Origin of the sequence: Inhella sp. (assembly GCF_027532025.1) — a bacterium.
In the GTDB taxonomy this organism is placed as follows: Bacteria; Pseudomonadota; Gammaproteobacteria; order Burkholderiales; family Burkholderiaceae_C; genus Inhella.
In genome coordinates, this window is sequence record NZ_JAPZSY010000034.1 from 1 (window position 1) to 21,678 (window position 21,678).

The window sequence follows — 21,678 nt, forward strand, 5'->3', positions numbered from 1 at the left end:
CGAGCAGCAGCACGGGGCGGCGGTGTCGCTGGGCTGGCTGGCCAGCGCGGCGATGGGTGCGGTTCTGCCGCACAGCCCCTCGCTCATCGTCACGGCGGAACGCGGCTCGGGCAAGACCACCTGGGTGGACCTGCAGACCGCGCTACTCGGCAGGCAGGCGGTACGGCGTGACGGCGTTCCGACGGTGGCGCAGGTGCTGCACGCGGTGAAGGATTCGTCGCTGGCGATGATTTGCGACGAGTTCGAGCCGCTGAAGGTCAGCAAGGGCGAGATGCTGAAGCTGGCCGAGGTGTTCAACAGCGGCTTCACCAAGACGCCAGGCAAGGGCAAGTTCTCCCGTGTCATCGGCGGCAAGGTGCAGTACTTCAATGCACCGGCCGGCGTCGTGCTCTGTGGCATCCACCTGCCCGAGCTCGAACCCGCGCTGGAAAGCCGCTCGGTGCGGCTGTCGATGGTGCCGAAGCAGCGCGCGGGGCTGGCGAAAAGCCCGCTGCTTGACCCGGCAAGCGGCGTGCAGCCCGGCGAGCTGGGCGCGCGGCTGCGGCGGCTGCTGGTGGCACGCTGGCAGGTGATGAGCGACGCCCGCGCAGCGGTGCACCGCATGCTGCAGGACATCGGGCACCCTGACCGGCGCGCCGACACGTGGAGCCCGCTGCTGGCCGGCTACATCGCCCTGAAGCACGACAGCGTGCCGCCGCTGCGCGACCTGGCTGCGCTGATTGCGCAGTGGGGGCTGAACGTGGTGCCGCAGGACGACCACGAGTCGCAAGGTGAAGCCTGCCTCGGCGCGATGCTGGACCGCAAGATGGTGGTGCGGGTCGAAGCGGACGGCAAGACCGCCAAGCTCTACACCCGGGTGCGCGAGGCGCTGCAGACGCTGGTGTCGGGCGACGCCGACCGCAACACCCTGACGGCGCTGGAAAAGCACCTGGCCATGCTGGGCGTGCGGGCGCTGTTCGACCGCCAGCGCGAGGCCTGGACCTTGGCGATTGCGTCGTCCGAGCACCACGTCGGCGCCCGACAGTTGTTCCAGGGCACGGCCTGGGCGCGCGGCACCTGGAAGGCAGCACTGTTGACGCTGCCCGGCGCGACGCGGGGACAGCAGCGCTTCGCAGGCGCCAGCGTAAAGGCCGTGCTGGTACCGGCCGGCATCGGCAACCCGCTGGCCGACGCTGAGGACGACAACACGCCTCCGGTGCGGCCGTCGAGCAAGGACGGCGCGGCGCGGGCTGAGTGCCTGGTCTGACGTAGCAAGGTGCCGCAGGTGCTTCGACCTCACAAGCACCTGTGGCGCTTCCTAGCTCGCGATTTGAGTAGGCCGGGTTTCCTCTTCCAGCGTGGTCAGCCAAAGCATGGCGGCCACTCTCCTGTCGCCGCACATAGCAGGGTGCGGCTGCAGTGAGCTACACACCGACGGTCGGTCAGGGTGGCCGAAGATGCGGCACCGCTCGTCTTCGTCAAGCTGAACGCACCTGACCCCTGCAGGCTTGCCGCTAGGCATGCCGGGTATCGGCGAGGAGATGGATGGTGCGATGCAGCACGCGCCGCATCTTTCCCTGCATTGCCAAGTCACATGCTCGCTCATTCTGGGCGATGTAAAGCAAAGGGCCCCGATTCCTCGGGGCCCTCTTTATTCCTGCTCAAGCAGGCTGAATTGACGGATGTTCCTTGCGCCTGCGTTCTCGGACGATATTCGGAACATACTTATTTTTGGTCTTGCCGTCGCCGAAGCCAAGCAGTTCGTAGACTGAGCCGCCGATTCCAGGAATAACTTCCTCTCCATCGTCGCTCTTCTGGCTGTCGGTTGCAAAATGGAAGAACTCAAACTTCCCAGCAACTTCTGCTGGGAACTCCCGCGACAGTCGGTCCTCTGCCCCTTTTAACATTACGGGCGCAGCGACAAATATTCGCTTAGGGTTCGCAGAAGAGATTGCCTTCGTCAAGTTCGTCTTGACAACACATGCGCCCGAGATAATCGACTTGACGATGACAAACACCGAGTCGTCTTTATCAAAAGACTCTTCGTAAGTGCGGAGCACAGGTGAAACAGAGACACCATCACTCTTGAGGCGCTCGTTCCACATGCAAATCATCCGGGTTCTAGCCCCGACGTTGCGCGACTCCAACTCTTCAATCAAGCCGCGCGCCAAGAAGTCAGCGTCCTCAACAGTGCAAACGACGCATACGTCTTTTGCCGGGGCGGCCTCCAACTGCGGCAGCATGCTGTCGGCAAGATGCTCACCCAGCTTCCGCATGGCTTCGCGGTAGCCGTCAGGATTGCCCTTCAGGCTAGGCAGCTCTTCAACGAGCGTCATCGCCGTCGGGTCTTGCTCCGCGAGGGCGGTGAAAGTTCTGCCGTTGTTCATGGTAGAACCTCTTCGAATTCTTCGAATGTCTTCGGTTGACGTTGAACGATGTCGTTCTGGAACTGCTTGAACTCTTCGCTCAGAACGCTTGAACCGAAGACGCCAGAGGTACCAAAGCCAGACCAATGGAAAAAGCCTCTTTTGACAGAGTACACCAAACCGTGTACTACAGCAAGAGCTTGCCTGAAGTCAACAGCTAGGTAGCTCTCCCAGTCTTCCGTCGCCGGCAGCGGTCGAAGCTGGCCAGGGTGCTGCTTCGCAGCGGTCTCAGCAATCTCACCCGCTGATGCGCCGTCAGGGTGATTGAGGCACGCAATCAGAAGCATCCCAAAGACAGCGGACAGCACATCGAGCGAGGGGGCTTCGGTGTGAGAGAGCAGCGACAGATGCGCCTGCAGCTCAGGGAACTCAAGTACGAGCCTGTTTGGGGTCGGATGCCAAGGGAAGTGTTCGACAGTTGTGTGGCCGCTGATGCTTGCCGGAATGTTCTTCTCTAGGGCTGCGGCAAGGGTCGCGCAGGCAACCACCAGCGTGGTGCTCGGTGATGGTTCCTTGAGATGGTCAGAAAGTACCTTCTGGTACTCAAAGTCAGTCGCGATAGGGTGCTCACCCGCGGACCAACCTACTTTCTCCTGATTCTTGAGCTGGAAGTACTTGGTGGAATCTGGCGTCGCTATACGCAGGTCGTCCACAAGACCACCGCACTGGCCCTTTACCGTCGGGTCTTTGTGCGCCGGGTCGTTGACGATGGCCGCCACTGCTTGCGCGACTCGATACGCCATGAAGAAGTCTTCGTATCGAGTCCCCTTGTTGCCGCTACTCCCGCCGCGGTGCTTGTTCGCCGCGTACTTCGCGACCTCTGGCCCTAAGCACGCTTTGATGTCGTCGTTCGTTGCCACCCTGATGCGCTCGTCATTGTTGTACCTGGATTTTAGGCTGGCTACAGGGCGCTGCTGCCTGGCGCAGCGTGTGGCGCGCGACGATTTGGCTTGAGGCGCGGTCCGTGAGCTTGCGTCCCTTTAGTTGACAACCGGCTTGCCGTTGGGCAGGCCCGGGATGGGCGAGCTGATGGAGGGGGCGATGCAGCAGGCGGCGCAGCGGGGTCGGCAGTCCATGGGGACATGCTGCCATGCCATTCGCCAGGGCCGCGCTGGAGCCTGGACACTCAAGTCATGACGACTTCGAGCTTGCCCACCCGCCGCGCGCCCTGGGGCGTTCACCTGAAGCTGCTGGGCATGGCTGTGCTGTGGGGGGCTTCATGGCCCACGGGCAAGGTGGTGGCGCAGGCGCTGCCGGCGTTCACGGCATCGTCGCTGCGCTTTGCGTTGGCCTTTGGCCTGCTGTTGGGGTGGTTGTGGGCCGTGCACGGGCGCTCGACGTGCCGAGCCTTGTCGTCACGGCAGTGGGCGGGCTTGGCCTTGGGCGGTGCCTTGGGGGTGTTCGGGTATGCCGCTTTCTTTTTGTTGGGCTTGCAACACGTGCCCGCAGGCCGAGCGGCTTTGGTGGTGACGACCAACCCGGTGTTGACCACGCTGTTGGCGGCTTGGTGGTTTGGCGAGCGCTTCAACCGCCGCATCGGCCTGGGCATGGCGCTGGCGGTGTTGGGGGCCTCGGTGGTGCTCACGCACGGCGCACCTTGGACCCTGGTCACCGGCGGGGTGGGGGTGGGTGAGTGCTTGTTGCTGGGCTGTGTGCTGTGCTGGAGCGGCTACACCCTGGTGGGCAAGCGACTGCTCGGCGGCATCGACGCGCTGACCACCACCACGGTGACGGCCGGGGTGGGCCTGTTGCTCTTGCTGCTGGTGGCGCTGGCGGTGGAAGGGGGAACGGCCTTCGCGGCGGTGCGCGATGCCTCGCTGGGCGTGTGGCTGGCCTTGGTGTTCTTGGCCGCTGGGGCGACGGTGTTGGCCTATGCCTGGTACTTCGAGGGCGTGAAGGCTTTGGGTGCCGGGGCCGCTGCGGCGTACATCAGCCTGGTGCCGGTGTTTGGTGTGCTGTTTGCCACCTGGGGGCTGGGCGAGGCGGTGGACGCCTCGTTGGTGTTGGGCGGCGGCTTGGTGCTGACGGGCATGGTGGTGATGAACCGCGCGAGGCGCTGACCCAGGTCAAAGCCCGGTGGGCGCGGCGCAGGCAGCATGCAGGACCCTTTCGGAGACAGGCCCATGACCCTTGTGCTGAACCACCTCGATGCCGCCGTGGACGCGGTGTTGGCCCGCGTGAACGGACCCATCGTGTTGGGCCTGCCTTTGGGCATTGGCAAGCCCAACCCCTTCGTGAACCGGCTGTACGAACGCATGAAGGCCGACCCGAGCCGGCCGCTGACGATCATCACGGCCCTGAGCTTGGAGGTGCCGACGGGCAAGAGCGACATCGAACAGCACTTCCTGGCGCCGCTGGTCGAGCGGGTGTTCAAGGACTATCCCGACTTGGCCTACGTGAAGGACCTGCGTGCGGGCCGCTTGCCGGCGCACATCCAGGTGCACGAGTTCTTTTTGAAGACGGGCGATTACCTGGGCAATGCGCTCGCGCAGCAGCAGTACATCAGCACCAACTACACCTTCGTGGCGCGCGACATGCTGGGCCAGGGGCTCAACGTGATCGCGCAAGCGGTGGCCAGCGAGGGCGAGGGTGAGGCCTGGCGCCTGAGCCTGTCGAGCAACCCCGACGTGATCTTGGAGTTGGTGGAGCGCTTCGCGGAGACGGGGCAGCCCTTGCTCAAGGTGGGGGTGGTGAACCGGCAGATGCCGTTCATGCCCAACGGGGCCGAGGTGGCGCCCGACTTCTTCGACCTGGTGGTGACCGACCCGGCCGCCACGCACACGGTGTTTGCACCGCCCAACGCGAAGGTGAGCACGGCCGATTACGCCATCGGGCTGCACGCCAGCAGCCTGGTGCCCGACGCCGGCACGCTGCAGATCGGCATCGGTTCGCTGGGCGATGCCATCGCCCAGGGGCTGATCGTGCGCGAGCAGCGCGGGGCCGAGTACCGGCAGGTGATGGCAGCCTTGTGTCCGGAAGGGCTGCAGGGCCGGGAACTGGGGCGCTTCGAGACGGGGCTGTACGGTTGCTCGGAGATGTTCGTCAACGGCTTTTTGCGCCTGATGGAGGCCGGCATCGTGCGCCGCGAGGTGTACCCCGACGCCACCTTGCAAGCCCTGGTGAACGAGGGGCGCATCGACCCCGCCGCGCCGGGCGAAGCCGCCCTGCAGGCCTTGCGCGAGGAAGGTCGCATCAGCGAGCCGCCCAGCGCCGAAGACCTGGCCTTTTTGCAGCGCCACGGCCTGGGGCCAGATGACATCGGGCGCGGCCCCTTGCGGGGGGGCCATTGCATGACGGGCGGCTTCTTCCTCGGGCCCACCGACTTTTACGAGCACCTGCGCCAGATGCCTGCCGCCCAGAAGGCGCGCATCAACATGACGCGCATCGACTTCATCAACCAGCTCTACGGCCGCGACGCGCACGAGACGGAACTCAAGCGCTTGCAGCGCCGCCGTGCGCGCTTCATGAACACCACGATGAAGGTGACTTTGCTGGGCGCGGCGGCCTCGGACGCTTTGGAGTCCGGCGCGGTGGTGAGCGGGGTGGGTGGGCAGTACAACTTCGTGGCCATGGCGCACGCCCTGCCCGATGCCCGCTCCATCCTGATGCTGCGCGCCACGCACGAGACCCAGGCGGGGCCGGTGAGCAACATCGTGTTCAGCTACGGGCACACCACCATCCCGCGCCACCTGCGCGACATCGTCATCACCGAGTACGGCGTGGCCGACTTGCGGGCCCAAAGCGACCACGAGGTGGTCAAGCGCCTCATCCGCATCGCCGATTCGCGCTTCCAGCCGCAGCTGGTGGCCGAGGCGCAGGCCCATGGCAAGTTGGAGGCGGGTTGGACCCTGCCCGAGGCCTGGACGCACAACACGCCCCAGGCCTTGGACGCGGTGCTGCACCCCTGGCAGCAAAGTGGGCTGTTGCCGGGCTTCCCCTTCGGCACCGATCTGAACGACGACGAGCTGAAGATGGTCGCCGCCCTGCGGCGCTTGAAGAAAGCGACCCAGCACCCGGTGGAGTTGGTGAGCTTGGCGGTGAAAGCCCTGTGGGAAGGCAAGGAGGCGCCGCCGTCTTACTTGCAACGTCTGGGCCTGGACGAGGCGCAGGGCCTCAAGGGCCTGCTGCTCAAGCGCTTGTTCGCGGGCAATCTGTAGAGAGCGGCGCGGCAGAATGGAACCCAGGGGCTGGGCCAACCGCGCGGGGCGCGGGGCGACGGCCGCGCTGGGTTTGCCGATGTTCGACGCCGTTTTCCGGCTCACGCGGGCCGTGCTGTGCGCCGGCTTGCTGGGCCTGTCCACCGTGGTTTTGAGTGTGCTGCTGGTGCTGCCGGCTTTGCTCAAGCGCGCGCTGCCGCTGCGGCCCGTGCAAGGCGCCTGCGACCGTTTGCTGATGGCCTTGGCGGGCGCGTGGGTGAGCCTGAACAACCGCTGGATCGCCTTCTGCAACCCCCGCACCACCTGGCGCGTGGAAGGGCTCGATGGCCTCAACCCACGCGGCTGGTACGTGCTGACCTGCAACCACCTCAGCGCGGTCGACATCCTGGTGCTGCAGCGCGTGCTGCACGGTCGCATCCCCTTCCTGAAGTTCTTCCTCAAACGCGAGCTGATCTGGGTGCCGGTCATCGGCATGGCCTGGTGGGCGCTGGACTTCCCCTTCATGCGCCGCGGCAAAACCCGCGAGGACCAGCGGCGCGACTTGGAGGCGGCGCGCGCCTCGTGCGAGGCCTTCCGCCGCGTGCCCACCTCGGTGATCAATTTCGTCGAAGGCACCCGCGTGACCGCTGAAAAGCGCGAGGCCGAGCGCAGCCCCTACCGCCACCTGCTCAAGCCCAAGGTGGGCGGCTTGTCGGTGGCCTTGGCCACCATGGGCGAGCAGTTCGAGGCCCTGCTCGACCTGACCCTGGTCTACCCCGGGGGCACACCGAGTTTCTGGGACTTGCTATGCGGGCGCTTGCCGGCGGTGGTGCTGCGCGTGCAGCGGCGCGACATCCCCGAGAACCTGCTGGGCATGGACGCCAGCGGCGAACGCGCCCGCTTGGTGCGGCAGGCGCGCTGGCTGGAGCAGCTGTGGCAGGAAAAGGACGCCTGGATCGAGGCGACCCTGAAGCCCTGAAGCCCCGGAGGCCGCGCCCGCGCCCGTCAGGCGCTGTGGCGCGAGAAGACCAAGGTGGCGTTGGTGCCGCCAAAGCCAAAGCTGTTGGACATGACGGTGTTCAGCGGGCCATCGTGGCGCTCGCGCAGCACGCGCAAGCCTTCGGCGGCCGGGTCCAGGGTGTCGATGTTGGCCGACGCGGCGGCGTATCCGCCCTGCAGCATCAGCAGCGAGTACACGGCCTCTTGCACGCCGGCGGCACCCAGCGAATGGCCCGAGATCGACTTGGTGGAGCTGATCATGGGCGCTTCGGCCCCGAAGACCTCGCGCACCGCGCCCAGCTCGGCCACGTCGCCCACGGGGGTGGAGGTGCCGTGGGCGTTGATGTAGTCCACCGGGGTGCGTACCGTGCTGAGGGCCTGCTGCATGCAGCGCACCGCGCCTTCGCCCGAGGGGGCCACCATGTCGTGACCGTCGGAGGTGGAGCCAAAGCCGACCAGCTCGGCCAAGATGGTGGCGCCTCGCGCCTGCGCGTGCTCCAGGGCCTCGAGCGCCAGCATGCCGCCGCCGCCCGCGATGACGAAGCCGTCGCGGCCGGCGTCGAAGGCGCGCGCGGCTTGCTCGGGGTGGTCGTTGCGGCTGCTGGACATGGCGCCCATGGCGTCGAACAGCATGGAGAGCTCCCAGCTCTCTTCTTCGCCACCCCCGGCAAAGACCACGTCTTGCTGGCCCCAAGCGATGAGCTGTGCGGCGTGGCCGATGCAGTGCGCGCTGGTGGCGCAGGCCGAGGTGATGGAGTAGTTGACGCCCTTGATGCCGAAGGGCGTGGCCAGGCAGGCCGAGACGGTGCTGCCCATGGTGCGCGTGACCATCATGGGGCCCACGCGCTTGATGCCCTTGTCGCGCAGCGTGTCGGCGGCCCAGACTTGGTTCAGGCTGGAGGCGCCGCCCGAGCCGGCGACCAAGCCGGTGCGCGGGTGGGAGACTTCGTGCGCTTGCAGCCCGGCTTGCTCGATGGCCTGTTGCATGGCCAGGTAGGCGTAGGCGGCGGCGTCGCCCATGAAGCGCAGGGTGCGGCGGTCGATGGCGGCTTCGAGGTTCAGCGAGGGCCGACCGCTGAGCTGCGAGCGCAGGCCTCGCTCGGCGTAAACGGGGTTGAAGCGGATGCCCGAGCGCGTGGCCCGCAGGCTGGCGTCCACTTCGGCCAGGTTGTTGCCCAGGCTGGACACGATGCCCATGCCGGTGACGACGACGCGACGCAGCATGGTCAGAAGTCCTCGGTCGAGGTGAAAAGGCCCACCTTCAGGTCGGTGGCGCTGTAGATCTCGCGGCCGTCCACGAGCATGCGGCCGTCGGCGATGCCCATCACCAGCTTGCGCTCGATGACGCGCTTGAACGTCAGCTCGTAAGTCACTTTCTGGGCGCTGGGCAGCACTTGGCCAAAGAACTTGACCTCGCCTGCGCCCAAGGCACGCCCGCGGCCGGGGTTGCCGCGCCAGCCGAGCCAAAAGCCCACCAGCTGCCACAGGGCATCCAGGCCCAGGCAGCCGGGCATGACGGGGTCGGATTCAAAGTGGCAGCCGAAGAACCAGAGGTCGGGTCGGATGTCCAACTCGGCCACCAGCTGGCCTTTGCCGTGGGCGCCGCTGGTGTCGTCGATGTGGGTGATGCGGTCGAACATGAGCATGTTCGGCAGCGGCAGGCGGGCATTGCCCGGGCCGAACAACTGGCCGTGGCCGCAGGCGATCAGGGCGTCGCGGTCGTAGCTGTGTCGGCCGAGTTCTCGTTGGCTCGGGAGGGTGGTGGAGGTCATGCAAACGCGACGGCGGCTCGCGAGGCGCCGTCTGGACAGGGGAGTTAGGGGATTGTGCCTAACTCGCTGTTGGGCCCTTGCGCCGGAGGGCCGTGGGTTCAGCGAGGGGCTGGGGCCAGGGTGCGCAGCCAGAAGGCCTCGTACTTGCGGTGCCAGGCCGCGGTCTTCACCGCCCCGCCCATGGCGTGCTCGCCATCGGGGTCGAGGAACAGGTCGACCAGCGCTTCCTTGCCGCTCTCCAGCAGCGCGCGGTAGACGTTGACCGTGTCTTGGTAGAGCACGTTCGGGTCCTGCATGCCGTGCACCAGCAACAGCGGCTTCTTCAGGCCCGGGGCCAGGGGCAGCAGGCTGAACTTGCGCAGGTTGGGCTTGCTGCGGTCCACCTTGCCGATGGTGCGGCCGCTGTACCAGCTGTTGTAGTTCTCCCATTCGGTGGGCCCGGCGCCGGCGATGCCGGCGGCGAACAACTCGGGCTGCGTGAACATCGTGTACTGCGTTTGGAAGCCGCCAAAGCTCCAGCCGTTCAGGCCCACGCGCGCGGCGTCCACGCCCATGGTTTTGACCATGTGGGCCTTCAGGTCCTCCAGGTCTTCGGTTTGCGGCTGGCCGGGCTGCTCCCAGTTCGCGCCGCTGAACCGGCGGCCGTAGTTGCTGTGGCCGCGCGTGTCGATGCTGACCGTGACGAAACCGTGCCGCGCCGTCATGTACTGGTTGAACAGGTAACCGGTGGGCTGGAAGCTGTCGGTCTCGACGGTGTGGCGGTCGTTCAGCGGGCCGCCGTAGATGTAGACGATGGCGGGGCGGCGGTCGCTGGCCTGCCAGCCGGCGGGCTTGAAGGCGTAGGCGTGCAGGGTGTCGCCGTGGCGGTTCTGGAAGCTGAAGCGTTCGGGCTTCAAGAGGCCCAGCCGGTCCCAGGCCGGGTCGTGGCTTTGCGTCAGCACCTTGGGCGCTTGGCCGGCTTGCAGCAGCTTGAGCTCGGGGCGCTCGGCCCAGTTCCCGGCCACAGCGGCGGCCCAGCGGCCGTCGAAGGACACCGCGGCGTTGCGGTGGTAGTCGGGCGCGGCGCCCAGGGGCGTCATGGCCCCCGTGGCCAGGTCGACGCGGTGCACGTTCATGGCGGCCCAGTCGTCGCGGTTGGCCAGCACGAACAGGGCGCGGCTGTCGGGGGTGAAGCCGAGCACGGTGTGCGCTTCGAAGTGGCCCTTCACCAGGGGGCGCAGCACCTTGGTGGCCACGTCCAGGCCGTGGGGCTGGCGGTAGCCCGCCTCGTCCAGGCTCAGCACCAGGGTCTTGCCGTCGGGCGTGAACTGCGGGCGCAGCACGCTCACCACCTCGTGGCCCACGTCGCCGCGGCGCTCCAGGACCAGCTCGGGCTTGGCGGTCTCGTTCGCGCTGCCCAGGTAAACGCGCAGCAGTTCCTTCTCGCGCTCCCAGGTGCTGAAGGCGTAACGGCTGCCGTCCTTCGTCCAGGCGATGGGGCTCAGTTCGAACCAGACGTCGCCGCCCTTGTGGGTGTAGATGGGCTCGGGCTGCTTGGCCGGCGCTTCAGGCCCCGTGGGCACCTGGCGGATGTAGATCGCCAGCGGCGCTTGCAGGCGCTTGTCGTCGGACACCTCGCGGTCCACCTTCTTGGCGGTGGCGAAGCGCTCGGCGTAGCTCATGATTTCCACCTGGCGGCCGGGCTTGGGCGGGGCCTTGCCCTCCTCGCCCAGCGGCGCGCGGGCGACCAGCGCCATCCAGCGGCCGTCGTCGCTCAGCGTGGTGGCCTCGATCTTGTACTTGCGCTCTGCGTCGTCGGGGTGCACCAGCTCGCGGTTGAGCACGTGCACGCCGGCAGCGGCGAAGCGGCTGCGCAGCAGCTTGCCGTCGTCCAGGTAGATGAAGCCCTGGTCGTCGCGCGTGTAGGCCACGATGCGCAGGTTGCGCTGCGTCACCACCAGGGGCTGCACCTGCTCGGGCGCGCTGGCCTGCCAGCGGTAGAGGCCGCCGCGGTACTGGAACACCAGCTCGTCGCGCTCGTGCGCCCATTCGATCTGGGCGACGCCGGGGTAGAGGTCGGTGGGCTTGAGCTTGTGCTTGGCGCGGTGCTTCTTGAGCTCGTCGCGCCACTCCCAGTTTTCCTTCTCCACCCCAGAGGCGGCCGCGGCGGGCGCGGGTGCTGCGGACGCCGCGGCTGCAGGGGGCAAAGGCTTGCCAGCCCTGCGGGCGGCCAGCTCGGCCATGGCGCGCTTCTCCGCTTCGGCCTCGGCCTTGTCGGCCGCCTTTTGGGCGTCGTCCCGGGCCTTCTTGGCGGCCGCTTCTTTTTTCACCAGCTCCAGCGCGGCGCGGTCCCACTGGGCGAGGTCCACGGCCTCGCCGCGCAGGTAGGCCTGTTGGGCCTCGACCTTGGCCTGGGCTTCGGCCCATTCGCGGTCGCGCTGCTGGCGCTTGGTGTCGAAGCGCGCCAGGTCTTCGGGCGTGTCGAACGCGGCCATGCGCTGGCGCGAGGTGACGCGGATCGACTTGCCGGTGCGCGTGTCGTGGAGGTGCAGGTCGCCGCCGGGCTCGCCGAAGGGGTTCCACAGGTAGGCCAGGTAGCGGCCGCTGTGGCTGAAGCTGGCCTCGCGTGCCGGCTCGCCGCGGTAGGGCTGGGCGCGGAAGAGGTGTTCCAGGGTCAACGGCTTGGCGGCCGCTGGGGCGCTGGCGCCGGGGCTGCTCAGGCCGAGCAGGAGTGCCAGGCAGGCAGTGCCGAGGAGAAGTCGAGGGGTGCGCATGGGCAGGGGCTGTGGAGTGGCGCGGTGGGCGAGCCGACGCGGCATGCTAGGCAGGCATGAGCTGGGCGCCGATCGTCACGCCCCGGACAATGGGCGGTCCATTTGCTTGCTGGCTCAGCGACCGCCATGACCGACACCCTCCCAACGACCCCCCGCCCGCCTCTGCCTGACCGCCTGTCGGTGGACCCTCGCAGCCCGCATCATGTGGCGGGGGTTTTCGAGCACGACGTGGGCATTCGCTTCAACGGCAAGGAGCGCTTCGACGTGGAGGAGTACTGCCTGAGCGAGGGCTGGATCAAGGTGCCTGCCGGCCGTGCGGTGGACCGCAAGGGGCGCCCGCTGACCATCAAGCTCAAGGGCAGTGTGGAAGCCTTCTATCGCTGATCCCGCTTTCTCAACCGGAGACCCTGCATGAAGCGTTCTGAACTGTTGGTCTTGCTGGGCGGCGGCTTGTTGAGCGCGCTGGGCATGGGGCCGGCCTGGGCCCGCAACGACAGCGACGGCGAGTACCGCATCCAGCGCGCCGTGTACGGCACGCCGGAGCGCTTTGTGGACGTGACCGACCGCCTGCGTGAGTTGGCACGGCGCGACACGCGCTTTCGATTGGGCAACGACACCTTCGGCGTGGACCCGGCCCGGGGCGAGGTCAAGGTCTTGCGCATCCAGGCCGTGAGCCGCAGTGGCCGCAGCCGCACCTTCGAGTACATCGAGGGCTCGGTGGTGGACGGCGCGCTGTTCGAGGGCTGGCGCGGCGGTGGCTGGGGCCAAGGGGGCGATGGCAACTGGGGCGTGCGCCCGGGCTACGACGATGGACGCGATGGCGAGTACGTCATCGTGCGCGCGCAGTACGGCACGGCGCAGCGCCATGTCGACGTGACCGACCGGCTGCGCGAGTTGGCACAGCGCGACGAGCGCTTCCGCTTGAGCAACCGGACCTTTGGCATCGACCCGCACGTGGGCCAGGTCAAGGTGCTGCGCATTCACGCCCGCGGGCCGCGCGGCCTGCGCACCTTCGAGTACGTGGAAGGCAGCATGGTGGATGGCGCGCAGTTCAGCGGCTGGCGCGGCGGTGGCTGGGGTCAGGGCGATTGGAACGGCGGCTGGGGCGGCAAAGAGGGCCCGACGCGCGGGCTCGTGATCTTGCGGGCCGAGTACGGCGCGCGCGGCCGCTGGGTCGACATCACCGACCGCTTGCAGGCCCGGGTGGTGTTGAACCGCTTGAGTGTGCGCGTGGACAACGACCTGGCCGGCACCGACCCAGCTCCCAACGTGCCCAAGGAGTTGCGCTTGCGCGTCCGCGTTGACGGCCGCGAGGAGCGGCGCACCCTGTCGGAAGGCCAGCGCCTGACGCTGCCCTGAGCGGGCGGTGCAATGGGCCTGGGTGGCCCGGTCCCCGCTTGACCGACTCCAATATTTCTATAAAACTAGAAACATGGAAGAAATCGAAGCCGTGATGGCCCTGGCGGCGTTGGCCCAAGCCCAGCGCCTGCGGGTGTTCCGCGCCCTGGTCGGTGCCGGACCCCAGGGCATGACCCCCACCGACCTGTCGGCTCTGCTGGGGGTGCCGGGCTCCACCCTGTCGTTCCACCTCAAAGAGTTGACCCAGGCTGGGCTGGTCACGCAGGAGCGCGACGGTCGCCACTTGATCTACCGACCGGCACTGTTGCGCATGACGGCGCTGCTGGACTACCTGACCGCCCACTGCTGCCAAGGCGCCGGTTGTGCCGCCGCGCCGCCGTCCGCGGCGGCTTCGACCTCGGTTTGCTGCCCCACCCCTGGAGACCCCGCATGAAACGCTTCCACGTGCACGTCCATGTCGACGACCTGCCCCGCAACCTGGCCTTCTACTCGGCCCTGTTCGGCACCGCGCCCACCCGCACCGAGGCCGACTACGCCAAGTGGATGCTGGAAGACCCGCCGCTCAATTTCGCCATTTCCACCCGCGGCGGCGGTGCCGTGGGCGTGAACCACCTGGGCATCCAGACCGACACGCCCGAGGAGCTGGCCGCCATGAAGGCGCGCGCCGAAGGGGCCGATGGCGCCCTGCTGGACGAAGGCGCGACCACCTGCTGCTACGCCCGCAGCGACAAGCACTGGGTCACCGACCCCCAGGGCTTGGCCTGGGAGCAGTTTCACACCCTGGGCGACATCCCGGTGTTCTCGCAGCAGCCCAGCCCGGTGACATCCGGCAGCGCGTGCTGCCCAGCGCCCGTTGCGGCGCCCAAGTCCTCCTGCTGCGGCTGAGGGGCGCGCGCATGACCGTTCACGTTTTGATCCTGTGCACCCACAACTCGGCCCGCAGCGTGCTGGCCGAAGGCATGTTGAACCACTGGGCCCAGCGCTTGGGGTTGGAGGTGCAGGCCCACAGCGCCGGCAGCGCGCCCTCGGGTCGGGTCAACCCCTCCGCACTGGCGGCGCTGGCCGCCGCTGGCGTGGACACGGCGGGCTTTCACAGCAAAAGCTGGGACGCGTTCAGCGGCCCCGATGCGCCCCCGCTGTCGCTCGCGATCACCGTGTGCGACAGCGCGGCGGGCGAAGCCTGCCCGGTGTTCCATGGGGCGCCCGCGAAGGTGCACTGGGGCTACCCCGACCCGTCCAACGCCGAGGGCGACGACGCCAAGCGCCAAGCCTTTGAACTGACGCGCCAGGCCATCGGCTACCGGATGCTGCAGCTGCTGGCCCTGCCCCTGGCCACGATGGACCGCGTCGCGCTGCAGGCGGCAGCCACCGAGATCGGGGCGCGCTGATGCTGGGCGTTTTCGAGCGATTCTTGAGCGTCTGGGTTGGCCTGGCCATGCTGGCCGGGGTGGGCTTGGGCCTGACGGCGCCGGGCGTGCCCCAGGCCATCGCGGCGCTGGAGTTCGCGCACGTCAACCTCGTGGTGGCCGTGCTCATCTGGGCGATGGTTTACCCCATGATGATCCAGATCGACTGGAGCGCCGTGAAGGATGTGCGCCGCAAGCCCCAGGGCTTAGGCCTGACCTTGGTGGTGAACTGGCTCATCAAGCCCTTCACCATGGCCGCCCTGGGCGTGCTGTTCTTCCAATACGTGTTCGCCGATCTGGTGAACCCGGCCGACGCGCAGCAGTACATCGCCGGGATGATCCTGCTGGGCGTGGCGCCCTGCACCGCCATGGTGTTCGTGTGGAGCCAGCTGGTGAAGGGCGACCCGAACTACACCTTGGTGCAGGTGTCCATCAACGACCTGGTGATGGTGGTCGCCTTCGCGCCCATCGCCGCCTTCTTGCTGGGCGTGACCGACCTCAGCGTGCCGTGGGAAACGCTGCTGCTCAGCACCGTGCTCTACGTGGTGCTGCCCCTGCTGGCCGGCATGGCCACCCGCAAGGCCTTGGGGCCTGAGCGCGTGCCGGCCTTCGTGGCCCGGCTCAAGCCCACCTCGGTCATCGGCCTCGTCGGCACGGTGTTGCTGTTGTTCGCGCTGCAGGCCCACACGCTGGTGGCCCAGCCCCTGGTCATCGCCCTCATCGCCGTGCCGCTGGTGCTGCAAAGCGTGGGCATCTTCGCCATCGCCTGGGTGGCGGCGCGTTGGATGAAGCTGCCGCACGACATCGCCGGCCCGGCGTGCTTGATCGGCACCAGCAACTTCTTCGAGCTGGCCGTGGCCGTGGCGATTTCCCTCTTCGGCCTGAACTCCGGCGCGGCCCTGGCCACGGTGGTGGGGGTGCTGGTGGAGGTGCCGGTGATGTTGGCTTTGGTGGCTTGGGTGAACCGGCGGCGCGCATGACCGATGGGGCGATGGCCCCGCCAGCCTCTGCGCTCAACAGCCTTCGGCTTCGAGGTGGAGGTGGACCAACTCCCGTTCCGACATCGCGACGAGCCGCGCCATTTCCCGATCCAGCGCCAAGCTTTCACTGGGCGACAGCAGTCCCGCGAGGGCAGGGCGCGGGTTGAGGCCCAACATCTGAACGCGCAGTGCCGTGGGTGGATGGCTGATATCGGCCTGCCACATGGCGGCGGCCGATGCCTCCCTCAGCTTGTCCTTTGTCGCTTGGTCCACACCGTTCGCCACATCCATCAGCCGGTGAACGAGCGGGTCCGAGGGGGTTTTCAAGGCGTGCTCTCTGACGGCCGCGTCGACCAGCTCCCCGAGGTACAGCTTTTCCAGGGCCTGTTGCATGGGCCTTGTCCCGACAACAGCGGCGGCGAGTGAGTCGGCCAAGTATTCGGCCCGCTGGGACTGGCGCAAGACGAGCATGAACAGCCCTCGCGCCATGAGAAGCACCGCCTCGGACAGCGCGAGCATGGCCATCTCGAATGGGATCACGAGCAATGACACCAGGGGTCCAAAGCTCACCCCCTCGGCCGCTCGACCGAAAGAGGTCGGTCGCATGGCGCAGCTCCAGGTGACCAGGGCGTCGAGGGCGCCGCCCAGGTAGGAACTGCGCAATGGATCGCGGTTGGCGCCGTGGGACAGCTCGTGCGCGATGAGGGCCAGTCGCTCTTCCGACGAGAGCACCGCCATCAGCGGTGCACCCAACTCCACAAATGGCCGCCGAGACCAACCGGCTAGCCGGAAGTTCGCGTTGAACTCAACGGACCGCGCCAGCGCCTGCACCGGCTGAGTTCCGAGCGCTTTGGCGATGCGGTCCGCTGCGGCATACAGCGTTGGGAACTCGGCGCGGTCGAGCCAATAGTCGGGCGCTGCCGCGGCTTGGGGCCGGGCAGCCCAACCGAGCAGAAGCAGCATGACGCCAACGATGGGATCGAAAACAGTCGTCCAAGGCGGCAGCACGATGATGAGGCCTGCGATGCCACTGACCAGGCTCACGCTGTACACAGCGGCAGCGGCCACGTGGGCCAGGATCAGGCTCCAAGAGACCGCCGGGCTTCTCTTGGATTCGAGCGTCATCGGGTTCTTGGCCAGGTCATCGAACAGCCGACGGGCCAATCGGAGCCCCAGTTCCCGGCGCGCCTTGGCCCATTTGGAAGTGTCGGTTTGGGCGGCTGTGGTCATGAAAGAGGTGGCGGCAGAGGGTGAGGCAAGCGGGGCGGTGCACCGGTGTTGCACCCAGCCGCTGTAAGCGGTTGGCCCGGATTCTGACCAGCGTTGTTCACCCACTTGGGCCGCGTGCCAGTACCAGTGGTAGACCCAGCGCACAGTCCATCGCCCCGCACCGGCCTAGGCTTGGGTCATGACCGCCGCCTTACCCGCCTCGCTCGCCGCGCTGCTGCCCACCCCGCTGCCGCGCTTCCTGTTCCTCACGGGCAAGGGCGGTGTGGGCAAGACCTCTGTGGCCTGCGCCACGGCCTTGGCCTTGACCGATGCCGGACGCCGGGTGCTGCTGGTGAGCACCGACCCCGCGTCGAACCTGGACGAGATGCTGGGCCTGCGTTTGAGCGCCCACCCCCAGGCGGTGCCGGGCGCGCCGGGTTTGCAGGCGATGAACATCGACCCCGCTGCCTCGGCGGAGGCCTACCGGCACCGGGTGATTGCGCAGCTGCCGGCCGACGACTTGGCACAGCAGAGCCAAGTGCGCGAGCAGCTGTCGGGCGCGTGCACGACTGAGATCGCGGCGTTCGACGATTTCGTCGGCCTGCTGGCGGGCGATGCCGAGGGCTTCGACCACGTGGTGTTCGACACCGCCCCCACCGGCCACACGCTGCGCCTGCTGAGCCTGCCCAAGGCCTGGGCCGGCTTCTTGGCGGGCAACGACCGGGGGGCTTCGTGCCTCGGGCCGCACTCGGGGCTGAAGATGCAGGAGTCGCGCTTCCGCCAGGGCCTGCAGGCCCTGGCCGACCCGGCGCAAACCTTGATCGTCCTCGTCACCCGGCCCGACGCTGCTGCGCTGCGCGAGGCCGCGCGCACGCACGACGAGCTGCTGCAGCTGGGCTTGACGCGCCAGCACCTGGTGGTGAACGCGGTGTTCCGCGCCACGGTGGCCGACGACCCGGTGGCCCAGGCCTGGCAGGCCTTGGGCGAGCGCGCCCTGGCGCAGATGCCCGAGGGCTTGCGGGGCTTGAGCCAGGCGCAGCTGCCGCTGCGCGACTTCGACATGGTGGGCCTGCCCGCGCTGCGCGCCCTGCTGCAGCCGCCCGACGATGCACCGCTGCTGGGCGAGCCGTCGCCCCTGCCGCCCGAGGTGCAGAACCTCGCGGCCCTGGCCGACGCCTTGGCCGAGCAAGACCACGGCCTGGTGATGGTGATGGGCAAGGGCGGGGTGGGCAAGACCACCGTGGCCGCCGCGCTGGCCCTGGCGCTGGTGGCGCGCGGCAAGACGGTGCACCTGTCAACGACCGACCCGGCTGCGCACCTGACAGCCACGCTGGCGGGCGATGCGCCCGAGGGCCTGACCGTGAGCCGCATCGACCCCGCGGCCGAGACCGAGCGCTACATCGCTCAGGCGATGGCCGCGCGCGGGGCCGAGCTGGACGAGGCCGGCCGCGCCTTGCTGCTGGAGGACCTGCGCTCGCCCTGCACCGAGGAGGTGGCCGTGTTCCACGCCTTCTCGCGCACGGTGAACAGCGCGCGGCGCGGCTTCGTGGTGCTGGACACGGCGCCCACCGGCCACACCCTGCTGCTGATGGACGCCACCGGCGCGTACCACCGCCAGATGGCGCAGTCCCTGGCCGGCGCGGGCACGCACTTCGTGACGCCGCTCATGCACCTGCAAGACCCGGCCTACACGCGCATCCTGCTGGTGACCTTGCCCGAGACCACGCCGGTGAGCGAGGCCGCGGCCCTGCAAGACGACCTGCGCCGCGCGCGCATCGAGCCCTTCGCCTGGGTGGTGAACCGCAGCCTGGCTGCCGCCGGCCCGCGCGACCCGCTGCTGCGCGCCCGCGTGCGCGGCGAGCACGCGCAGTTCGCCCGCGTGCTGGACGGGCTGGCCCAGCGCTGCCACGTGCTCCCTTGGCAGGCCGAGCCCCCGGTGGGCGTGGCGGCGCTGCAAGCGCTGACGGCGCTGCCGGCGCCCGCGTCATCGACCTAAGGTAACTCTGAACAAGTCTCTTGCATCACAGCCGGGCGCAGCAGGCCCAGTGCTTTGTGCAGCCCGTCGCACGCCACCGCTCGGCCCCGGCAGGTGGAGGCTAGATTGCGGCGCGTGTTCCACCCCACCCCTGCCCCATGACCCGAAACGCCTTCGGCATTGCCCTGATGCTGGGCTTAACTGCGCCGGTGTACGCCATCGTGGGTCGCCACGATGTGGACGAGGCGCGTTACCTGGCCGAGCCGGCTGACTTTCCCCCATTGGCCACGTTCTACCGGGTGGGCGCGCACGGCACTTTGGTCCATCCGGAATGGGTGCTCACGGCCGCGCACACGGTGTTCTGCCTGGACAAGGGTCAACCCATCCGCGTGGGGCAGGAGACGGTGGCGGTTGAGGCGCGCTATAGCCATCACCAATATCGCCCAGACGGTGCGCACGACCTGGCCTTGATCAAGCTGGCGCGCCCGGTGCATTCGGTGCAGCCGGCCGCGCTCTACACGGCCTCGAACGAGGCGGGTCAGCTGGTTTGGTTCATCGGGGCAGGGGATAGCGGCAACGGCCTCAAGGGCCAAGCCAAGCGCAAGCCTGACGGCCAACTGCGCCGGGCCCAGAACCGCGTGCTGGCCGCACTGGACGGCGACCTCCTGTTCCGCTTTGACCAAGGTGCAAAGGCCGAAGCGCTGGAGGGCGTGTCGGGCAACGGCGACAGCGGCGGGCCGGCTTTTGTGCCGCAGGCCGGCGGTGGCCACCTGCTGCTGGGCGTCAGTTCGCGCACCGACAGTTGGTTCCATGCCGTGGGCGAGTACGGGGTCAAGGAGCGCTACACGAGGGTCTCGGCCTACCAGGATTGGCTGCGCACGGTGATGACCGGCAGCCCGACTGAACGTGCCGCCGTCAGCACCCCCCAATCCTTCTGGCCTGAGAACCTGAAAGGGCGGGACGTGCAGCAGGTCTGCCGATCGTTGCGGGTGGTGCCGGGCGGTGCGGACACGGCCCGCCCAACCCCAGCGCCCTCCTGAGCCTGAAGGCGGCCGCACGGTCACAAAACCTGGGCGTGAGCCCTCTAAGGAAGGACCCATCCACAGTTTGGAGCCTTCGATGTCCCTTGTCGTCTCAGCCCTCATCGCCGCTGTGTTGAGCGCCTCGGCCCCCGACGCCCCCACCCTCGAGCCCGACCCCGTGGTGGCGCTGGTCCGGGTGCCTCGCCCTTGGTACGCCCCTCGGGCGCTGGTGACTTGGCGCATGCGCGACACGCAAGCCCAGTACGCCGCCCTGCCGGGCTTGCGCTTCAAGGCCTACAGCTTCGAGCGCGAGAGCGGCGCTTTCGGGGGCGTGTACTGGTGGCGCGACCGTGCCTCCGCGCAGGCGTGGTTCAGCCCGGAGTGGCATGCCCGTGTGCAGCGCGAGCGCGGTGCCCGGGGCGATGTTCTGCTGCTCGGCGCGCCGTTGACGGTGGACGGGCCCGGCGGCGCGCCCGCGGCCGACCCCGACAGCCCGGCTGTGGTCACCCTGGTGCAAGCCCCGTGGCCCCAGGGCGCGTCGCGCGAGGCCTTGCTGGCGATGATGGCCCGCAGCCTGCCCGCGGACCGGCAGATTCCGGGGCTGCTGCGCAAGCATGTCGTGTTGGACGAGGCCAGCAGGACCGTGGGCAGCGTGGTCCTGTGGCAAGACGAGGCCAGCGCCCGCGCCTGGTTCCGCGACACTGAGGCCGAGTCGGCGCGCCCGTGGATGGGCGGCGCCCCCCGCGTCACGTGGTTCGACACGCCCATCTTGCTGCCCGGCCGCGACGCCGTCACCGCACCATGAAGATTGCCAACCCACCCCACGACTGGCTGGCCGCCGCCACAGCGGGCGATCTGGGTGCGCTCGACCGCGTGCTGGCGGCCGTGCAGCCCGGTGTGTTCAACCTGGCGCTGCGCCTGCTGGGCCACCGCGAAGACGCGCAGGACGCGACGCAGGAGATCTTGCTGCGCGTGACCACGCACCTGAGCAGCTTCCGCGGCGAGTCGGCCTTCAGCACCTGGGTGTTCCAGGTGGCCAAGCGCCACCTGCTGCAAGCGCGCACGCGGGCGGCCGAGTCGCCCACGGTCTCGTTCGAGGCCCTGGACGAGAAGCTGGCGGGCGGCCTGCAACTGGCGGCCACGCTGGGCGCGTCGCCGACCCTCACGCCCGAGGACAAGCTGGCCGCGCGTCAGTTGGCTCTGAGCTGCACGCAAGGCATGCTGATGGCCCTGGACCGCGAGGCCCGTTTCGTTTACCTGCTCGACTTGCTGTTCGCGCTCTCGGGCGAGGAGGGCGCGGCGGTGTGCGAGATCAGCCCCGCCGCTTACCGCCAGCGCCTATCGCGCGCCAAGCGCGCGGTGGAGGGCTTTGCCCAGCGCACCTGCGGCCGCGTGAACGCGCAAGCCGATTGCCGCTGCGAGCGCCAACTGCCCGCCCTGCGGTGGCTGGACGCGCGGGGCCAGCGGCCGCCGCCGCAGGTGGTGGCGCTGCATCCGACCGAGCACGCCGAGGCCGAGGCCTTGCTGGACGCACTGCAGCACGGCAGCGAGGCTGTGGCCCTGATGCGCAGCCACCCCGACTACCAATCGCCCGAAGCGCTGCGGGTCGGCATCCGTGCCGTGCTGCAGGCGGCGGTGCAGGGGGACGGTCGCCCGTCGTGA

Annotated in this window: 21 protein-coding genes and 1 pseudogene; 14 read left to right on the forward strand and 8 right to left on the reverse strand. The window is 68.4% G+C overall.

Annotated elements, in window-relative coordinates; translation table 11 throughout:
- Window positions 1–22 precede the first annotated feature (22 nt).
- Window positions 23–1,246 (forward strand): hypothetical protein, encoded by a 1,224-nt coding sequence (locus O9335_RS06180; protein WP_298385141.1) that lies wholly within the window; start codon window positions 23–25, stop codon window positions 1,244–1,246.
- A gap of 51 nt (window positions 1,247–1,297) precedes the next feature.
- On the opposite strand, the gene O9335_RS06185 is transcribed toward O9335_RS06180, so the two are convergent.
- The 4 genes and pseudogenes from O9335_RS06185 to O9335_RS06200 all read right to left on the reverse strand — a co-directional run.
- Window positions 1,298–1,585: a YkgJ family cysteine cluster protein gene (locus O9335_RS06185; RefSeq protein WP_298385143.1), complete on the reverse strand. Its 288-nt coding sequence runs from the start codon at window positions 1,583–1,585 to the stop codon at window positions 1,298–1,300.
- A gap of 55 nt (window positions 1,586–1,640) precedes the next feature.
- A complete protein-coding gene (locus O9335_RS06190) occupies window positions 1,641–2,366 on the reverse strand; it encodes a hypothetical protein (protein WP_298385146.1) in 726 nt (241 codons plus the stop codon).
- Window positions 2,363–3,265, reverse strand: coding sequence for a hypothetical protein (locus O9335_RS06195; protein WP_298385149.1), 903 nt, complete (start codon window positions 3,263–3,265; stop codon window positions 2,363–2,365). The genes O9335_RS06190 and O9335_RS06195 overlap by 4 nt, the downstream gene beginning before the upstream one ends.
- Before the next feature lie 132 nt (window positions 3,266–3,397).
- Window positions 3,398–3,481, reverse strand: a pseudogene (locus O9335_RS06200) (YkgJ family cysteine cluster protein); the annotation flags it as partial.
- 57 nt (window positions 3,482–3,538) lie between these two features.
- Here O9335_RS06200 and O9335_RS06205 point away from each other — a divergent pair.
- From O9335_RS06205 to O9335_RS06215, 3 genes are all read left to right on the forward strand, one after another.
- Window positions 3,539–4,465: a DMT family transporter gene (locus O9335_RS06205; RefSeq protein WP_298385152.1), complete on the forward strand. Its 927-nt coding sequence runs from the start codon at window positions 3,539–3,541 to the stop codon at window positions 4,463–4,465.
- A 63-nt stretch (window positions 4,466–4,528) separates the two neighbouring features.
- Window positions 4,529–6,562 (forward strand): acetyl-CoA hydrolase/transferase C-terminal domain-containing protein, encoded by a 2,034-nt coding sequence (locus O9335_RS06210; protein ID WP_298385155.1) that lies wholly within the window; start codon window positions 4,529–4,531, stop codon window positions 6,560–6,562.
- 79 nt (window positions 6,563–6,641) lie between these two features.
- Window positions 6,642–7,520, forward strand: a complete 879-nt coding sequence (locus O9335_RS06215) for an acyltransferase (RefSeq protein ID WP_298385158.1) — start codon at window positions 6,642–6,644, stop codon at window positions 7,518–7,520.
- Window positions 7,521–7,546: 26 nt separating this feature from the next.
- Here O9335_RS06215 and fabB read toward each other — a convergent pair whose 3' ends face one another.
- The 3 genes from fabB to O9335_RS06230 form a co-directional block, all read right to left on the reverse strand.
- Complete coding sequence (fabB, locus tag O9335_RS06220) at window positions 7,547–8,764, reverse strand: beta-ketoacyl-ACP synthase I (protein WP_298385161.1); 1,218 nt, start codon at window positions 8,762–8,764, stop codon at window positions 7,547–7,549.
- Between the two features lie 2 nt (window positions 8,765–8,766).
- A complete protein-coding gene (gene fabA, locus O9335_RS06225) occupies window positions 8,767–9,312 on the reverse strand; it encodes a 3-hydroxyacyl-[acyl-carrier-protein] dehydratase FabA (RefSeq protein WP_298385165.1) in 546 nt (181 codons plus the stop codon).
- 98 nt (window positions 9,313–9,410) lie between these two features.
- Complete coding sequence (locus O9335_RS06230; protein WP_298385168.1) at window positions 9,411–12,065, reverse strand: prolyl oligopeptidase family serine peptidase; 2,655 nt, start codon at window positions 12,063–12,065, stop codon at window positions 9,411–9,413.
- Window positions 12,066–12,191: 126 nt separating this feature from the next.
- Here O9335_RS06230 and O9335_RS06235 point away from each other — a divergent pair, with 126 nt between their 5' ends.
- The 6 genes from O9335_RS06235 (at window position 12,192) to arsB (ending at window position 15,810) form a co-directional block, all read left to right on the forward strand.
- Complete coding sequence (locus tag O9335_RS06235) at window positions 12,192–12,449, forward strand: DUF3297 family protein (RefSeq protein WP_298385171.1); 258 nt, start codon at window positions 12,192–12,194, stop codon at window positions 12,447–12,449.
- 27 nt (window positions 12,450–12,476) lie between these two features.
- Window positions 12,477–13,424, forward strand: coding sequence for a hypothetical protein (locus tag O9335_RS06240; protein ID WP_298385174.1), 948 nt, complete (start codon window positions 12,477–12,479; stop codon window positions 13,422–13,424).
- Window positions 13,425–13,497: 73 nt separating this feature from the next.
- Entirely contained in the window at window positions 13,498–13,857 is a 360-nt protein-coding gene (locus O9335_RS06245; RefSeq protein ID WP_298385177.1) for a helix-turn-helix transcriptional regulator, read from the forward strand.
- A complete protein-coding gene (locus O9335_RS06250; protein WP_298385180.1) occupies window positions 13,854–14,309 on the forward strand; it encodes an ArsI/CadI family heavy metal resistance metalloenzyme in 456 nt (151 codons plus the stop codon). The genes O9335_RS06245 and O9335_RS06250 overlap by 4 nt, the downstream gene beginning before the upstream one ends.
- Window positions 14,310–14,320: 11 nt before the next feature.
- Window positions 14,321–14,812: an arsenate reductase ArsC gene (locus O9335_RS06255; RefSeq protein ID WP_298385183.1), complete on the forward strand. Its 492-nt coding sequence runs from the start codon at window positions 14,321–14,323 to the stop codon at window positions 14,810–14,812.
- A 2-nt stretch (window positions 14,813–14,814) separates the two neighbouring features.
- The gene (arsB, locus tag O9335_RS06260; protein ID WP_298385253.1) at window positions 14,815–15,810 is read left to right on the forward strand and encodes an ACR3 family arsenite efflux transporter; all 996 of its coding nucleotides are present in this window, start codon (window positions 14,815–14,817) and stop codon (window positions 15,808–15,810) included.
- Window positions 15,811–15,843: 33 nt separating this feature from the next.
- Here the strand turns inward: arsB and O9335_RS06265 are convergent, their stop codons facing one another.
- Window positions 15,844–17,040 carry a M48 family metalloprotease gene (locus tag O9335_RS06265; RefSeq protein WP_298385186.1) on the reverse strand — a complete coding sequence of 399 codons (1,197 nt, stop codon included), beginning with the start codon at window positions 17,038–17,040 and terminating at the stop codon, window positions 15,844–15,846.
- A 178-nt stretch (window positions 17,041–17,218) separates the two neighbouring features.
- On the opposite strand from O9335_RS06265, the gene arsA reads away from it, so the two are divergent.
- The 4 genes from arsA (at window position 17,219) to O9335_RS06285 (ending at window position 21,678) form a co-directional block, all read left to right on the forward strand.
- Entirely contained in the window at window positions 17,219–19,015 is a 1,797-nt protein-coding gene (arsA, locus tag O9335_RS06270) for an arsenical pump-driving ATPase (RefSeq protein ID WP_298385189.1), read from the forward strand.
- A gap of 137 nt (window positions 19,016–19,152) precedes the next feature.
- Complete coding sequence (locus tag O9335_RS06275; RefSeq protein WP_298385192.1) at window positions 19,153–20,034, forward strand: trypsin-like serine protease; 882 nt, start codon at window positions 19,153–19,155, stop codon at window positions 20,032–20,034.
- Between the two features lie 79 nt (window positions 20,035–20,113).
- The gene (locus tag O9335_RS06280; protein WP_298385194.1) at window positions 20,114–20,821 is read left to right on the forward strand and encodes a hypothetical protein; all 708 of its coding nucleotides are present in this window, start codon (window positions 20,114–20,116) and stop codon (window positions 20,819–20,821) included.
- A complete protein-coding gene (locus O9335_RS06285) occupies window positions 20,818–21,678 on the forward strand; it encodes an RNA polymerase sigma factor (RefSeq protein WP_298385197.1) in 861 nt (286 codons plus the stop codon). Before O9335_RS06280 ends, O9335_RS06285 begins: the two co-directional genes overlap by 4 nt.

Coding starts and splice junctions, on each gene's coding strand:
- O9335_RS06230 (WP_298385168.1), bottom strand. CDS start 12,065: ATGCGCACCCCTCGACTTCTCCTCGGCACTGCCTGCCTGGCACTCCTG.
- O9335_RS06185 (WP_298385143.1), bottom strand. CDS start 1,585: ATGAGCGAGCATGTGACTTGGCAATGCAGGGAAAGATGCGGCGCGTGC.
- O9335_RS06205 (WP_298385152.1), top strand. CDS start 3,539: ATGACGACTTCGAGCTTGCCCACCCGCCGCGCGCCCTGGGGCGTTCAC.
- O9335_RS06250 (WP_298385180.1), top strand. CDS start 13,854: ATGAAACGCTTCCACGTGCACGTCCATGTCGACGACCTGCCCCGCAAC.
- O9335_RS06245 (WP_298385177.1), top strand. CDS start 13,498: ATGGAAGAAATCGAAGCCGTGATGGCCCTGGCGGCGTTGGCCCAAGCC.
- O9335_RS06210 (WP_298385155.1), top strand. CDS start 4,529: ATGACCCTTGTGCTGAACCACCTCGATGCCGCCGTGGACGCGGTGTTG.
- O9335_RS06275 (WP_298385192.1), top strand. CDS start 19,153: ATGACCCGAAACGCCTTCGGCATTGCCCTGATGCTGGGCTTAACTGCG.
- O9335_RS06255 (WP_298385183.1), top strand. CDS start 14,321: ATGACCGTTCACGTTTTGATCCTGTGCACCCACAACTCGGCCCGCAGC.
- arsA (WP_298385189.1), top strand. CDS start 17,219: ATGACCGCCGCCTTACCCGCCTCGCTCGCCGCGCTGCTGCCCACCCCG.
- fabA (WP_298385165.1), bottom strand. CDS start 9,312: ATGACCTCCACCACCCTCCCGAGCCAACGAGAACTCGGCCGACACAGC.
- O9335_RS06190 (WP_298385146.1), bottom strand. CDS start 2,366: ATGAACAACGGCAGAACTTTCACCGCCCTCGCGGAGCAAGACCCGACG.
- O9335_RS06215 (WP_298385158.1), top strand. CDS start 6,642: ATGTTCGACGCCGTTTTCCGGCTCACGCGGGCCGTGCTGTGCGCCGGC.
- fabB (WP_298385161.1), bottom strand. CDS start 8,764: ATGCTGCGTCGCGTCGTCGTCACCGGCATGGGCATCGTGTCCAGCCTG.
- O9335_RS06285 (WP_298385197.1), top strand. CDS start 20,818: ATGAAGATTGCCAACCCACCCCACGACTGGCTGGCCGCCGCCACAGCG.
- O9335_RS06280 (WP_298385194.1), top strand. CDS start 20,114: ATGTCCCTTGTCGTCTCAGCCCTCATCGCCGCTGTGTTGAGCGCCTCG.
- O9335_RS06240 (WP_298385174.1), top strand. CDS start 12,477: ATGAAGCGTTCTGAACTGTTGGTCTTGCTGGGCGGCGGCTTGTTGAGC.
- O9335_RS06265 (WP_298385186.1), bottom strand. CDS start 17,040: ATGACCACAGCCGCCCAAACCGACACTTCCAAATGGGCCAAGGCGCGC.
- O9335_RS06235 (WP_298385171.1), top strand. CDS start 12,192: ATGACCGACACCCTCCCAACGACCCCCCGCCCGCCTCTGCCTGACCGC.